Annotated in this window: 13 protein-coding genes and 1 tRNA gene; 9 read left to right on the forward strand and 5 right to left on the reverse strand. The window is 63.9% G+C overall.

The window, feature by feature from the left end:
• The first annotated feature begins 194 nt into the window (after positions 1-194).
• Entirely contained in the window at positions 195-908 is a 714-nt protein-coding gene (locus KW832_RS07895) for an SIMPL domain-containing protein (RefSeq protein ID WP_218299463.1), read from the forward strand.
• Positions 909-1,028: 120 nt separating this feature from the next.
• On the opposite strand, the gene KW832_RS07900 is transcribed toward KW832_RS07895, so the two are convergent.
• Positions 1,029-1,811 carry a 3-hydroxybutyrate dehydrogenase gene (locus KW832_RS07900; protein WP_121506865.1) on the reverse strand — a complete coding sequence of 261 codons (783 nt, stop codon included), beginning with the start codon at positions 1,809-1,811 and terminating at the stop codon, positions 1,029-1,031.
• A 115-nt stretch (positions 1,812-1,926) separates the two neighbouring features.
• Here KW832_RS07900 and KW832_RS07905 point away from each other — a divergent pair, with 115 nt between their 5' ends.
• The 4 genes from KW832_RS07905 (at position 1,927) to KW832_RS07920 (ending at position 5,790) form a co-directional block, all read left to right on the forward strand.
• Positions 1,927-2,898: an alpha/beta fold hydrolase gene (locus KW832_RS07905; protein WP_218299464.1), complete on the forward strand. Its 972-nt coding sequence runs from the start codon at positions 1,927-1,929 to the stop codon at positions 2,896-2,898.
• Positions 2,895-5,111, forward strand: coding sequence for a bifunctional (p)ppGpp synthetase/guanosine-3',5'-bis(diphosphate) 3'-pyrophosphohydrolase (locus tag KW832_RS07910; RefSeq protein ID WP_218299465.1), 2,217 nt, complete (start codon positions 2,895-2,897; stop codon positions 5,109-5,111). The genes KW832_RS07905 and KW832_RS07910 overlap by 4 nt, the downstream gene beginning before the upstream one ends.
• Positions 5,112-5,225: 114 nt before the next feature.
• Positions 5,226-5,302 (forward strand) — tRNA-Val (locus KW832_RS07915).
• Positions 5,303-5,637: 335 nt separating this feature from the next.
• Entirely contained in the window at positions 5,638-5,790 is a 153-nt protein-coding gene (locus tag KW832_RS07920) for a hypothetical protein (RefSeq protein ID WP_158603795.1), read from the forward strand.
• Between the two features lie 87 nt (positions 5,791-5,877).
• On the opposite strand, the gene KW832_RS07925 is transcribed toward KW832_RS07920, so the two are convergent.
• Complete coding sequence (locus tag KW832_RS07925; protein ID WP_218299466.1) at positions 5,878-6,966, reverse strand: mechanosensitive ion channel family protein; 1,089 nt, start codon at positions 6,964-6,966, stop codon at positions 5,878-5,880.
• A 236-nt stretch (positions 6,967-7,202) separates the two neighbouring features.
• Between KW832_RS07925 and phaR the strand changes: the two genes are divergently transcribed.
• Both phaR and rimO read left to right on the forward strand, forming a co-directional pair.
• Positions 7,203-7,763 (forward strand): polyhydroxyalkanoate synthesis repressor PhaR, encoded by a 561-nt coding sequence (gene phaR / locus KW832_RS07930; RefSeq protein WP_055402453.1) that lies wholly within the window; start codon positions 7,203-7,205, stop codon positions 7,761-7,763.
• Positions 7,764-7,944: 181 nt separating this feature from the next.
• Positions 7,945-9,336, forward strand: a complete 1,392-nt coding sequence (rimO, locus tag KW832_RS07935; RefSeq protein WP_121506860.1) for a 30S ribosomal protein S12 methylthiotransferase RimO — start codon at positions 7,945-7,947, stop codon at positions 9,334-9,336.
• 132 nt (positions 9,337-9,468) lie between these two features.
• Here rimO and efp read toward each other — a convergent pair whose 3' ends face one another.
• The 3 genes from efp to KW832_RS07950 all read right to left on the reverse strand — a co-directional run bounded on the left by efp (position 9,469) and on the right by KW832_RS07950 (position 12,217).
• Positions 9,469-10,023: an elongation factor P gene (gene efp / locus KW832_RS07940; protein WP_008906801.1), complete on the reverse strand. Its 555-nt coding sequence runs from the start codon at positions 10,021-10,023 to the stop codon at positions 9,469-9,471.
• A gap of 140 nt (positions 10,024-10,163) precedes the next feature.
• On the reverse strand, positions 10,164-11,318 hold the full coding sequence (gene earP / locus KW832_RS07945; RefSeq protein WP_218299467.1) for an elongation factor P maturation arginine rhamnosyltransferase EarP: 1,155 nt from the start codon (positions 11,316-11,318) through the stop codon (positions 10,164-10,166).
• On the reverse strand, positions 11,315-12,217 hold the full coding sequence (locus KW832_RS07950; protein ID WP_218299468.1) for a LysR family transcriptional regulator: 903 nt from the start codon (positions 12,215-12,217) through the stop codon (positions 11,315-11,317). The genes earP and KW832_RS07950 overlap by 4 nt, the downstream gene beginning before the upstream one ends.
• A gap of 138 nt (positions 12,218-12,355) precedes the next feature.
• On the opposite strand from KW832_RS07950, the gene KW832_RS07955 reads away from it, so the two are divergent.
• Together KW832_RS07955 and KW832_RS07960 are read left to right on the forward strand one after the other, a co-directional pair.
• Positions 12,356-13,561: a CaiB/BaiF CoA-transferase family protein gene (locus tag KW832_RS07955; protein ID WP_218299469.1), complete on the forward strand. Its 1,206-nt coding sequence runs from the start codon at positions 12,356-12,358 to the stop codon at positions 13,559-13,561.
• Positions 13,558-14,538: a hydroxymethylglutaryl-CoA lyase gene (locus KW832_RS07960; protein WP_218299470.1), complete on the forward strand. Its 981-nt coding sequence runs from the start codon at positions 13,558-13,560 to the stop codon at positions 14,536-14,538. Before KW832_RS07955 ends, KW832_RS07960 begins: the two co-directional genes overlap by 4 nt.
• Positions 14,539-14,568 lie beyond the last annotated feature (30 nt).

The raw sequence follows: 14,568 nt of genomic DNA on the forward strand, positions 1-14,568 counted from the left end.
ACAGAGCCGATTCTGACCACTTGGAACGCCGAAGTTCGGATTTTGGGGCTGGGTTTGACCAACTGTTACAAGTTTTGCCCAGCTTCGCACGCGCGGTGGAGGGGCTTCATCGCAACGCATGGGCAGTGCGGTTAAGGTGGTGCCCCGCATGGCCCGGCCCCGGGCCGTGCACCGATATCAAGGACACCTTTGTGATGAAAATTACTACTAAATTGATAGCTGCTGGCGTTTTGATTGCTTGCGCTGGTGCCTCTTTTGCTCAAAATGCTCCACCCCCCGAGCTGCGCAATGTCGTGCAGCTGTCGGCCACGGGCACGGTGGAGGTTCAGCAGGACCTGCTGGTGCTCAACCTTGCCACCAGCAAGGAGGCTGCCGACGCCGCCACGGTACAGACACAGCTCAAGCAGGCGCTGGACGCAGCCCTGGCCGAAGCCAAGCGCAACGCCCAGCCCGGACAGCTCGATGTGCGTACCGGCCCCTTCGGGCTGTACCCGCGTTATGGCAAGGACGGGAAGATTAACGGCTGGCAGGGTCGTGCCGAGCTGGTGCTGGAAGGCCGCGACTTCGCGCGCATCACGGCCACGGCCGGCAAGATCCAGACGCTGGCCATCAGCAATGTGGCTTTCGGCCTGTCGCGCGAGGCCCGGGCCAAGGTGGAGGGCGAAGCCCAGACCCAGGCCATCGAACAGTTCAAGGCACGCGCGGCCGAACTGGCCAAGGGTTTTGGCTTCAGCAACTACAGCCTGCGCGAGGTGGCGGTGAACAGCAATGAGATGGTGCCCGGGCCACGTCCGCGCATGATGGCCATGGAGGCCAAGGCGGGCTCGTTCTCTGATTCCGCCGTGCCGGTCGAAGCGGGCAAGGCCCAGGTCATCGTGAACGTGTCGGGTTCGGTGCAGATGCGCTGATTTTTAAGAAAAATTGGCCTCCAGCGCTTATCTGGTAAGCGCTTGCAGCTATCAATTTTGCAATTTGCCGGGCGCCTGTGCTGGCATGCCACCAGCGATCAGACGCTCGCGCGTGCTTTCTCACTGCGCTGCCCAGCCGCCATCCATGTTCCATGCCACGCCACGCACATTGTTGGCGGCGGGGGAGCAGAAGAACACAGCCAGCTCGCCCAGTTCTTCGGGCGTGGTGAACTGCATGGACGGCTCTTTTTCGCCCAGCAGCAGCTTCTTGGCGTCTTCGTTCGACAGGCCATGTTCGGCCGCCTTGGCATCCACCTGTTTTTGCACCAGGGGCGTCAGCACCCAGCCAGGGCAGATGGCGTTGCAGGTCACGCCGCTGGTGGCGTTCTCCAGCGCCGTCACCTTGGTCAGACCCACGATGCCGTGTTTGGCCGCCACGTACGCAGCCTTCTGTGCCGAGCCTACCAAGCCGTGCACCGATGCCACGTTGATGATGCGGCCCCAGTTGGCACTCTTCATGGCCGGCAGCGCCAGGCGCGATGTGTGAAAGGCGCTTGTGAGGTTGATGGCGATCACTGCATCCCAGCGCTCCACGGGGAAGTCTTCCACATTGGCCACGTGCTGGATGCCTGCGTTGTTCACCAGGATGTCCACGCGCCCGAACTGCGCGGCGCTGTATTTCATCATGTCCTCGATGTCGGCCACCCGGCTCATGTCTGCACCGTGGTAACCCACTTTAGCGCCAGCGGCTTCGCCAGCTGCCAGCACTTCGGCGCGGGGGCCATCCACATCGCCAAAGCCATTGAGCACGATGTTGGCACCTTGGCGGGCCAGCGCCTTGGCGATGCCAAGACCAATGCCACTGGTGGAGCCGGTGACGAGGGCGGTTTTGCCTTTCAGCATGTGAGTCTCTCCGAATGAATTACGATGCAACGCAAGAAAAAGTCGGCACGCATGAACGAACAATGGGTGCCGACGGCTCCTGCATTATCGAGCGCTGCCCCCGGATTTCGCACCCATGATTGAACCTACGCTGAACTACGTACTGTGCCCTGGCCCGGGGGCGCCTGTGGTGTCTTCCGGTAACTCCTCCGCATCTGCGGCTACACACCATCGCATGGCGTATTGGGAGTGGAATGCCACGGGCAACCCGGCGCATCCCCATGTGGTGGTCTGTGTGCATGGCCTCTCGCGCCAGGGGCGCGACTTCGACACCCTGGCCCGTGCGTTGAGCCAGCATGCCCGCGTGATCTGCCCCGACGTGGTCGGGCGCGGCCAGAGCGACTGGCTGGCTGACCCCATGGGCTACCAGATTCCTCAGTACGCCGCCGACATGCTGGCTCTGCTGGCCCAGGTGCACCAGCAGGCCCCCATCACCACCCTCGACTGGGTGGGCACCAGCATGGGGGGGCTCATCGGCATGGGCATTGCGGGCCAGCCGGGGCTGCCTTTGCCGGTGCCTGTGCGCAGGCTGGTACTCAACGACGTGGGCCCCGCCATCCAGTGGGAGGCCCTGCAGCGCATCGGCTTGTACCTGGGGCAACAGGCACGGTTCGAGTCGCTCCAGCAGGCGGCCGACGCCATGTGGGCGATTTCCACCAGCTTTGGCCCCCATACACCCGAGCAGTGGCTGGAACTGTCGCGTGCCATGGTGCGCGCGTTGCCGGAATCTGCGGGTGGTGGCATCACGCTGCACTATGACCCGGCCATCGCGGTGCCGTTCAAAACACTCACGCAAGAGTCCGCAGTAGCCGGTGAGGCCATGCTGTGGCAGCTGTATGACCACATCACGGCCCGCACCTTGCTGCTGCGCGGTGCGCAGTCTGACCTGCTCTCTCGCGAAACCGCGCAGGCCATGGCGCAGCGCGGGCCCCGGGCACACGTGGTCGAATTTGAAGGCGTGGGGCATGCTCCCACGCTGGTGGCGGGCGATCAGGTGGCTGCGGTCACCGGCTTTTTGCTTTCGGCGGAAGGTGTTGTGGCCGGATGAAAACCTACCCTCCCGCACAGGCGTCCCACACCCCCCAGGCCGACGCCGTCCCCCAGCTCATTGCCGCTACCGCACTCACCCTGCCTGAGCAGGTGAACGCGCTGGCGCGTGCGCGCGCGTTTGCCGAGCCCTTGATGGCTGGCGAAACGCTGGATTCCGGCGAAAACACGCTGGCCCACGCCGATGCCGTGGCTGCCATCCTCAAGGGCATTGGCGGCTCGGAGGCCATGCAGGCCGCCAGCTACCTGGTGCATGCGTGCATTCATCTGAACAAGCCTGAAGAGGTGATCGCCAAGGCCTTTGGTGCCAACTTTGCCGCGCTGGCGGTAGAGACCACCAAGCTCATGCGCGTGCAGCAGCAGGCCCGCACCGCAGAGCACCTGGAAGACCCCGCCGTGCAGACCGAGAACGTGCGCAAGATGCTGCTCGCCTTCTCGCGCGACCTGCGTGTGGTGATGCTGCGCCTGGCCTCGCGCCTGCAGACGCTGCGTTTTCATGCGGCCAGCAAGCGCCCCGTATCGCCCAGCCTGGCGCGCGAGTCGCTGCAGGTGTTTGCACCGCTGGCCAACCGCCTTGGTATCTGGCAGGTCAAGTGGGAGCTGGAGGACCTGTCCTTTCGCTTCCTGGAGCCTGACACCTACAAGGAAGTGGCCCGCCTGCTCGACGAAAAGCGGGGCGAGCGCGAGGTGTACATGGAGCAGCTGCGCGCGCGGCTTGAATCCGACCTGCGCGCACGCAGCATCAGCGCCAGCGTGCAGGGGCGCCCCAAGCACATCTACAGCATCGTCAAGAAGATGCGCGGCAAGTCGCTCAACTTCGATCAGGTGTTTGACATCCGCGCGCTGCGCGTGGTGGTGCCCACGGTGAAGGACTGCTACGCGGCCCTGAGCTGGGTGCACGAGCAGTTCAAGCCCATCGTGGAGGAGTTTGACGACTACATCGCCAAGCCCAAGCCCAATGGCTACCAGTCGCTGCACACCATCGTGCGCGACGACAACGGCAAGCCCATCGAGATCCAGATCCGTACCCAGGCCATGCACGACCATGCGGAGCACGGAGTGGCGGCGCATTGGGCCTACAAAGAGGCAGGCAGCAAGGGCTATGCAGGGGTTTCGGCCACCGGTGAATACGACGCCAAGATTGCGGTGCTGCGCCAGTTGCTGGCCTGGGAGCGCGATCTGTCGGGTGCCTTGCCCAACCGGGGCCTGTTTGAAGACCGAATCTATGTGCTGACCCCAGATGCTGCTGTGGTGGAGCTGCCCCAGGGCGCCACACCGGTGGACTTTGCGTATGCCGTGCACACGAGTGTCGGGCACCGTTGCCGGGGCGCCCGGGTGGACGGCGCGATGGTGCCGCTCAATACACCGCTGCAAAACGGACAGACGGTGGAGATATCCACCGTCAAGGAAGGCCGCCCCTCACGCGACTGGCTCAATGCTGAGCTGGGCTACCTCACCAGCAACCGCGCCAAAGCCAAGGTGCGTGCCTGGTTCAACGCCCAGGCCACACACGAAACCGTGGCCCGTGGGCGTGAGGCGGTCGAAAAGCTGCTGCAGCGCGAGGGCAAGACTGCCATCAAGCTCGACGATCTGGCGGTGCAACTGGGCTTCAAGTCCGCCGATGCCTTGTTCGAAGTGGTGGGCAAGGATGAATTCTCGCTGCGCAACATCGAAACAGTGCTGCGACCGCCCGAGCCGGTTTTGCAGCCCGACGACTATTTGTTGCTCAAGAAAACACGCACCAACGATGCCGCACCCAAGGGCGGCGTGCTGGTGGTGGGCATTGACTCGCTGATGACCCAGCTGGCCAAGTGCTGCAAGCCAGCCCCGCCGGACCTGATCCGTGGTTTTGTCACGCGGGGCAAGGGCGTGAGCGTGCACCGGGCCGACTGCAGCAACTTCCGCGAAATGGCCGCACGCAGCATTGAGCGGGTGATCGATGTGGAGTGGGGCTCCACCTCCAAATCGGCTGCACTGGCTGCCGTGTACCCCGTGGACGTCGCCGTGGAAGCCGCCGACCGCCAGGGCCTGCTGCGCGATATCTCCGAAGTCTTTGCGCGCGAGAAGACCAATGTGATCGGCGTGCAGACGCAGTCGGTGAAAGGCACGGCGTGGATGACCTTCACGGTGGAGGTTGCCGATTCGGGCCGCCTGAACAAGGTGCTGGGCATCGTGGCCGGCGTGCCCGGTGTGCGCTCCGCGCGCAGACGCTGAGTGGCGGGACGGTAGGCACGGAACAAGAGCCACGAACATCCCTTTGCCGTTTGCTATGCTGTTTTGATCGAAGCACCCGATTTTTATGGCTATAATCGTGGTCTAAACAACGACAGGCGCGTAGCTCAGCTGGTTAGAGCACCACCTTGACATGGTGGGGGTCGTTGGTTCGAGTCCAATCGCGCCTACCAAGTTTTTCCCTGAAAGAAACCAGCTTTCAGACCACTGAAAAACTTGTGGAAACCTTGACTAGGTTTCAAAAAGCACAAAGCCACCTTTTTACAGGTGGCTTTTTCTTTGGTCGCGCTCGAATCAGTCCTCTTTTTATGCGGTGTCGGGCGTCGCGGTCGTTCATCGCCCTGGGGATACCGACGAACTTCTTTGTTGGCTCCTTGCACCCATTGGGTTCACCGAGGGTGACGGCGCCTGCGTGCCTGGCGGCAAATCAATGAATTGGTTTTTGTCTGACACGAAGACGCACGGGGTCGCGATAACTTTGGTGGCTTCAAAGAGAAGGGATGCCACCATGAACACTCCATCCAATTCTTCAAGTGTCCATCAGGGTTTTGTGGACACTGATCCTGAACTGGGTCTGTACGACATCCGGATCTTCTGGCTTGCTGCTCTCGCCGCCATCGTCGCGGTGCTTGCCGTGGCGTACTTCAAGATGGGCTATTGAGGAAGAATGCCCATGCTCCGGCATGGTTGCTATCGTGGCGACATGTGGCGGGGCTTCTTGTGGGTGCACCCATAGCGCTGCCTTGGCTCAGGCCTTCAACGGCGGCTCTTGCTCGAGTGGTCTCGTCGGTGCTTCAGCCCCCTGTGCAGGCACACGCACTTGTGGAAGGCAGTCCGGGTATTCGCGTTGAATGAACGTCACCAGCTCTTCGCGCACCCTGCACCGCAGGTCGAACGCCAGGCTGGATGATCGTGCGGAGACCAGCACGCGGATCTGGATGGTGCGCTCGGTCACATCGGTGAGCTGCAGCACGTTCACTCGCCTGTCCCACTCTGGTGCGGTTTCCAGCACCCGCTGCAATTCGGCCCGCAGCGGGTCCAGCGGCAGGCGGTAGTCGGCAAACAGGAAAACGGTTCCCAGGATTTCAGAGCTGGTGCGTGTCCAGTTTTGAAACGGGTTTTCGATAAACCACTGCAGCGGGATGATCAAGCGCCGCTCATCCCAGATGCGCAGCACCACATAGGTGCTGGTGATTTCTTCTACCCGCCCCCATTCCCCTTCGACGATGAGCACATCGTCGATACGGATGGGCTGGGCCAGTGCGATCTGCAGGCCGGCGATCATGTTGCTGAAGACCGGGCGCGCTGCAATGCCCGCCACAATCCCCACCACCCCGGCCGACGCGAGCAAACTGGCACCTACTTGCCGGGCCCCTGGAAAAGTCATGAGCATGAGCGCGAGGCCCGCCATCACCACGCCGGTCATCGCCGTGCGCGACAGCACGCGTGCCTGGGTGGCGATGCGTCGGGCGGTCAGGTTGTCTTCCACATCTGCGGGGTGTTGGGCAATGACGCCATTGGCCAGGCCGCCAATTGCGGCAATCAGCAGCCAGCAGGCCCCGCCAATCACCGCCAGGCCATTGAGATGGCGGATACCGCCGATGTACGGCAGATCATCGCTGGCGGCTTGCCATACCAGTTGCAGCGCGATCAACGGCAGCAGAATCCGCATGACCGGTATGCATGCCAGCACCACGGTCTGCACCACGGGGAGGGGGGTTGTTGCGCGGCGCAGAATGATGGCGACCATCCGATGGGCGATGGCTGCCAAGGTCGTGGCAAACAAGGCCGCTACCGCCGTAGCGAGCCAGGGGGAGAGCTGCAAACTTTCGAGCATCGTGTGAAAAAGAGGGCAAACGCCCACTATCGCACCGGCAAACGTATTCAGCTGTCAGACGGTGCGCCGCACCGGTTGATGGGCTGGTGCAGGCCTTTGACGGCTGCGCCTAGCGTGGTGACGCTACCGGGCCCGGCAAGTGTCACCCCGGCGACAGTGGCGCGCAGCTAGTCATCAGGGTATTCCTTTGCTGGTGCCGGGCTGCCCGTTCCCTAGAATGTGCTGCACTGCAATACATGGGCTTCCAGCCCGAGGAGTTCGTCGTGTCCGAACAGAAAAGTGCCGCGCCCAAGTCGGCGCAGCGTGTCATCAAAAAATACCCCAATCGCCGTCTGTACGACACAGACACCTCCACCTACATCACCCTGGCCGAGGTGCGCCAGCTGGTCATGGCCAACCAGCAGGTGGTAGTGCGCGACGCCAAAACGGGCGAAGACCTCACGCGCAGCATTCTGCTGCAGATCATTCTGGAAGAAGAGGCCGGTGGCGCACCCATGTTCACCGAGGCGGTGCTGGCCAACATCATCCGTTTTTATGGCCATGCCATGCAGGGTTTCATGGGCGCGTACCTGGAGAAGAACGTACAGGCGTTTACCGACGTTCAGGCCAAGCTGGCCGAGCAGTCGCAGAGCGTGACGCCAGAGATGTGGGCCCAGTTCATGAGCCTGCAATCGCCCATGCTCAAGGGCATGATGGGCAACTATGTGGAGCAGTCGCAGTCCATGCTCACGCAGATGCAGGAGCAGATGCAAAAGCAGACGGAGCAGATGCTGGGCGCGTTTGGACTCAAGCGGTAGCCTCCCTGAGCCGCTTCGCGGCTTCCCCCCAGGGAGACGCCACCAGCGCGGCGGGGCGGCCCTTGCGCGGTGGCCGCTGGCCTAGGATCGCGCCAGTTTCATAGGTCGCGGCGAGTCGCAGGCATTGCAGGCAATTGCCCGTCCCACCGGTCTGACGCCGGAACTGGGACAATACGGGGATATGAGCGAAGCAATTGCCCCCACCAAAACACCCAAAGTCGGATTCGTCAGCCTGGGCTGCCCCAAGGCGCTGACCGATTCCGAGTTGATTCTCACGCAGCTGAGCGCGGAGGGTTACGAAACCTCCAAGACCTTCCAGGGCGCGGACCTGGTCATCGTCAACACCTGCGGCTTCATTGACGACGCCGTCAAGGAAAGCCTGGACACCATTGGCGAAGCCTTGGCCGAGAACGGCAAGGTCATCGTCACCGGCTGCCTGGGCGCCCGCACGGGCGACGACGGCGGCAACATGGTGCGCCAGATGCACCCCAGCGTGCTGGCCGTGACCGGTCCGCATGCCACGCAAGAGGTGATGGATGCCGTCCACCTGAACCTGCCCAAGCCGCACGACCCGTTTGTGGACCTGGTGCCGGGCAGCTTTGGTATTGCGGGCATCAAGCTCACGCCCAAGCACTATGCGTACCTCAAGATCAGCGAAGGCTGCAACCACCGTTGTACCTTCTGCATCATCCCGTCCATGCGCGGCGACTTGGTGTCGCGACCCATTGGCGATGTGCTCAGCGAGGCCAAAGCCCTGTTTGAAGGTGGCGTCAAGGAGTTACTGGTCATCAGCCAGGACACGTCGGCCTACGGTGTGGATGTGAAGTACCGCACCGGCTTCTGGGACGGCAAGCCGGTCAAGACGCGCATGCTGGAGCTGGTGCAGACGCTGGGCGAGATCGCCGAGCCCTACGGCGCCTGGGTGCGGCTGCACTACGTGTACCCGTACCCCAGCGTGGACGAGGTGATCCCGCTCATGGCCACGGGCCGCGTGCTGCCCTACCTGGATGTGCCTTTCCAGCACAGCCACCCCGACGTGCTCAAGCGCATGAAGCGCCCGGCCAGCGGCGAGCGCAACCTCGAGCGCATCCAGCGCTGGCGCGAGGCCTGCCCCGAGATCGTGATCCGCAGCACCTTTATCGCCGGCTTCCCTGGCGAGACGGAAGAAGAGTTCCAGCACCTGCTCGATTTTGTGCGCGAGGCGCAGATCGACCGTGCGGGCTGCTTTGCCTACAGTGATGTGACGGGTGCTGCTGCCAATGAGCTGCCGGGCATGTTGCCTCTGGAAGTGCGCGAAGAGCGCCGTGCCCGCTTCATGGCTGTAGCCGAAGAGGTGTCGATTGCCAAGCTGCAGCGCCGCGTGGGGGCCACCATGCAGGTGCTGGTGGATTCGGCTCCCGGCCTGGGCCGCAAGGGCGGTGTGGGCCGCACCTATGCGGATGCGCCCGAGATCGACGGCACCGTGCAGCTGCTGCCGCCCGAGAAGATCAGCAAAACCATGAAGGTGGGCGAGTTCACCAAGGCGCGCATTGTCGGCGTGCGTGGGCACGATCTGGTGGCGCAACCCATTTGATAGCTATGTAATTGATAGCTATCTGCGCTTTGTAGATAAGCGCTGGCGGCTAAAAATACCATGAAAAAAGGCTTCCCAGGGGAAGCCTTTTTTGTGGTCGTTCTACCGCAAGGGAGAACTGCGCAGGGCAGCTTACACGCGCTTGCGGTATTCGCCGGTGCGGGTGTCGATTTCGATCTTGTCGCCTTGGCTGACAAACAGGGGCACGGGCACTTCAAAGCCGGTGGCGATCTTGGCAGGCTTCATGACCTTGCCGGAGGTGTCGCCCTTGACGGCGGGTTCCGTCCAGGTGATTTCACGCTCGACGCTGGTGGGCAGTTCGACTGAGATGGCCTTGCCGTCGTAGAACACCACTTCCACGGTCATGCCGTCTTCCAGGTAGTTCAGCGAGTCGCCCATGTTTTCGGCTTCCACTTCGTACTGGTTGTACTCGGTGTCCATGCACACGTACATGGGGTCGGCGAAGTAGGAGTAGGTGCACTCCTTCTTGTCCAGGATCACGTTGTCGATCTTGTCGTCGGCCTTGAACACGACTTCGGTGCCGAAGTTGCCGATCAGGCTCTTGAGCTTCATGCGCACGGTGGCTGCACCGCGGCCGCCGCGGGCGTATTCGGTCTTCAGGACCACCATGGGGTCCTTGCCGTGCATGATGACGTTGCCGGCGCGGATTTCTTGAGCGATTTTCATAGCAAGTTGCTTGGGTTGGGGCCGCTCAACGCGCGGGCTGGCAAACCGCCTGGTTTGCGCGCCGGTGCATGTTCTGCGGCGAAAGTGCGCGGGGTGGTGGCACTGCTGTGCCGTACCTGATTTGCGCAAAGCCTCGGATTTTACCGTTTTTCGGCGACAAAGCCCAAAAGTTGTGCAACGAGGTTGTCCTGTGTCAGCAGGCGCGCACGGGCGGCCTGGGTGCAGGCCGTCCACTCGGCCAGGGTGTCGTCGCCGGGCCATTGCAGCGGCTCGGCGTCCAGCCCGTTCCAGGTCGCGTGGAACTGCCGCAGCGATGCGGGGGCCTGCAGCCAGTCCAGAAACGCCCAGAGCTTGTCGTGGTGCGCGTTGTCATGCTGCGGGTAGATCTGCCACACAAACGCCTGGCCCGCCCACAGCGCCCGCACCAGCGAGTCCTCGCCGCGTACGGCGTTGAAGTCACAGGCCCAGAGCATCTCGTCAAACGCAGGCTGGGGGCGGTGGGGTAGATATGAAATTGATAGCTGCTCGCGCTTTTCAGATAAGCGCTGGAGACCTATCTGACCGATATTTTGATCACAGCCCTCAGCCAATGCAGCCCGCACGGCGGCCGTGGGGCGGCCCGGAGTCACTAGCAACTGCGTGGGCCGTGTCTGGCTGTGCCGCAGCAGCTCCGGCAAGGCGGCGGGTTCGTAGCAGAACAGCGAAACCCAGCGCTGCTCGGCGCAACCATCGCCCAGCCCGAAGACGGCGGCGTGCTCTGCACGCCAGGCGCTGCGGTCAAACGCCTCGCGCCGTGCCATCAGGTCGGGTTCGCGCAGCAAGCCGCCCGTGCCGGGCGTGAAGCCAGGGTAGAAGAACCAGCGCGTCCACCCTGCCGCGGGGCCGGACAGGATGGGTGACGGCAGCCTGTGGTTGCGCTCCACGTAAGCTTCTGCCGACAGGTATTCCAGGTTGATCCAGACTGGTTTGGAGGATTTTTGGCCTCTAGCGCTTGATGGATAAGCGCTATAAGCTATGAATTCAGGAGCAATGTCGCAGCCGAAGGCCTCCACCATCACATCGGGGGCGGGTTCATCAGGGCTCGGTGGTGGCGAACCCCAGGCGCGCAACTCCACGCCGGGGCAGCCTTGGGGCGCCATCCACTGCAGGGCCGAAGCGTCGTCCACCCACAGGCGCACGCGGTGGCCCAGCGCGGCCAGTTGCGCCACGAGGCGCCAGCACACGCCGATGTCGCCAAAGTTGTCGATCACGCGGCAGAACACATCCCACTGGAGCGGGGGCAGGGGGCGGCTCATGGTGATGGCCCCGTTGGCTGCGCGCGCAGGTGCTCCACCAGCAGCCGGGCAACGCTGGAGAGCGATTCTTCAGACCGCACACACAGCGCCAGCCGCCGCTGCGCCCAGGTCTCGTTCAGCGTGACGGTGCGGATGGCCAGCGCGCCCCGGTACAGCGCGGCGCTGCCACGGGGCATCACGCCCACACCCAGGCCCGCGTTGACCATGAGGCACAGCGCGTCGTAGCTCGTCACCTGCATGCGCAGGCGCAGTGGCAGGCCCGCCTCGGCGGCCGCGCGGGTCAGCTGGTTGTTGATGGCGCTGCCTGGGTGCGCGCCCACAAAGTCAAAAGGCAGGGCGTCTGCCAGGCGCACGGACTTGCGTCGCACCAGCGCGTGGCCGGTGGGTACCACCAGCACCAGTTCGTCGGTGCGGTAGGGCAGCAGCGTCACGCGTTCGCCGTAGCTGCCTTCGTTGAGGATGCCCACGTCGGCGGCGTTCTCGGCCACGGACTGGGCAATCGCGGTGCTGATCTGCTCCTGCAGCCGCACATCCACCTGCGGGTGTTGCTCCAGAAAGCTCTGCAACTCGGCGGGTAAAAACTGCGTGATGGCCGAAATATTGGCCACCACACGCACATGGCCGCGCACGCCCGTGCCGTAGTCGCGCATCTGCGTGGCGATGCCGTCCAGATCGTTCAGCACACCGCGCGCCAGGTTCAGCAGCGCAAACGCGGCGGCGGTGGGCTCGGTGCCCTTGTTGCTGCGGGTGAACAAGGCCACCTGCAGCGCGTCTTCCAAGTCGGCCAGGCGGCGGCTCACGGCCGATGCGGCCAGGTGCTCGCGCGCGGCGGCGGCGGCGATGGTGTTTTCTTCCATCACGGCAACGAACAGGCGCAGGGAGACGGGGTCGAGTTTCATGGGGCACCGATGGTAGCAAGCCGCTTGCTTGCCATGCCGGATTGCGATGGTGGCTTGTTGCTTGAGCGTTTTGCAGGAGGGCCGCAGGTGCGCATCATTCCCGCCCAGCATCACCGCCCGCAGGAGACACACATTTCCATGGATTCCATTGCATCCCCCGCCGCACTGCAAGGCGTGCGCGTCATCGAAATGGGCCAGCTGATTGCCGGGCCGTTCTGCGGCAAGACGCTGGGCGAGTTTGGCGCCGACGTGATCAAGATCGAGGCGCCCGAGACGGGCGACCCGCTGCGCAACTGGCGCCTGATCAAGGAAGGCACCTCCGTCTGGTGGCAGGTGCAGTCGCGCAACAAGCGCTCGGTGGCGCTGGACCTGCGGCAAAAGGAGGGGCAAACAATAGCTCGCCAGCTGATCGCCGAGGCCGATGTGCTGGTCGAGAATTTCCGCCCCGGCACGCTGGAAGGCTGGGGCATGTCGCCCGAGGAACTGCACGCGCTCAACCCCGGCTTGGTCATGCTGCGCATCTCGGGCTACGGCCAGACCGGGCCGTACCGCGACCTGCCGGGCTTTGGTGCCATCGGCGAGGCCATGGGCGGCCTGCGCCACCTGACGGGCGAGCCCGGCCGCGTGCCGGTGCGCGTGGGGGTGTCGATTGGCGACACGCTGGCGGCGCTGCACGGCACCATCGGCGTGCTCACGGCGCTGTACCACCGCAAGGTCAACGGCGGCAAAGGCCAGGTGATTGACGTGGCGCTGCACGAGGCGGTGTTCAACGTGATGGAAAGCCTGATCCCCGAATACAGCGCCTTTGGTGCCGTGCGCGAGGCGGCGGGCAGCGCGCTGCCGGGCATTGCGCCGAGCAACGCCTACCCCTGCACGGACGGCTGGGTGCTGGTGGCGGGCAATGGCGACAGCATTTTCAAGCGGCTGATGGATGCCATCGGCCGGCCCGACCTGGGCGCGGCGCCGGATCTGGCCAACAACACCGGCCGCGTGGCCCGCGTGGAAGAGATCGACGCTGCGATTGGCGCCTGGAGCGCGCAGCGCACCGTGCAGCAGGTGCTGGACGCGCTGGGCGCCGCCCGCGTGCCGGCGGGCAAGGTCTACACCGCCAAGGACATCGCCGAAGACCCGCACTACCGCGCCCGCGACATGCTGCTGACGCAGCAGACGCGCGACGGCTACAGCGTGGAAGTGCCGGGCATCGTGCCCAAGCTCTCGGGCACGCCCGGAACCATCCGCAGCAGTGCTCCGCACCTGGGCGATGACACCGATGCGGTGCTTGCCGACGCGGGTTTGACGGCCGAACAGATCGCCCTGCTGCGCAGCAAGGGGGTCATTCAATGAGTGCATCCAACACCGTGTGGCAAGGCGCGAACCGCCGCATCCACATGCAGGAGGTCGGCCTGCGCGACGGCCTGCAGATGGAGAAGACCTTCGTTCCCACTGAAGACAAGATCACGCTGTGCGATGCGCTGTCGGCAGCGGGCCTGTCCAAGATCGAGGTGACTTCGTTCACATCGCCCACCGCCATTCCCGCGCTGAAAGACGCCGAGGTCGTCATGCGCGAGATCACGCGCAGCCCGGGCACCGTCTACACCGCGCTGGTGCCCAATCTGCGCGGCGCCGAGCGCGCCATCGAGTCGCGCACGGATGAGCTGAACCTCGTCATGTCGGTGAGTGCCACGCACAACCTGGCCAATCTGCGCATGACGCAGGAACAGTCGTTTGCGGCGTTGGCGCAAGTGGTGGCCCTGGCGCAGGGCGCCAACGTGACGGTGAATGTGTCGCTGTCCTGCGTGTTCGGCTGCCCCATGGAGGGCGATGTGGCCCAGGCCGACGTGTTCGGCTGGGTGCAGCGCTTTGTGGACTTGGGTGTGCGTGGCATCACGCTGTGCGACACCACGGGCATGGCCTACCCCACGCAGGTACACCAGCTCACGGTGGCGGCGCGCGCGCGCTGGCCAGGCGTGGAGTTCACGCTGCACTTTCACAACACGCGCGGCATGGGCCTTGCCAACGTGCTGGCGGCCATCGATGCGGGCGCTGACCGTTTTGACGCCTCGCTGGCCGGCCTGGGCGGCTGCCCGTATGCGCCCGGCGCCAGCGGCAATGTGTGCAGCGAAGAGATCGTGCATGCGCTGGCGCTGATGGGCTACGACACGGGCGTGGACCTGGTCCGGCTGGTGGCAGCGGCGCAACAGTTGCCTGTGCTCATCGGCCACGACATTCCGAGTCAGATCGCCAAGGCGGGTCCGCGCCTGGCGCTGCATTCGGTACCTGCGGATTTCGACGCCATCCGCGAAAGAGCGCTTTCGCGTTGAATGCGGGCGAGCCTGCATTCATTCACAACA

Source organism: Acidovorax sp. sif0632 (assembly GCF_019218805.1).
Lineage (GTDB): Bacteria > Pseudomonadota > Gammaproteobacteria > Burkholderiales > Burkholderiaceae_C > Acidovorax > Acidovorax facilis.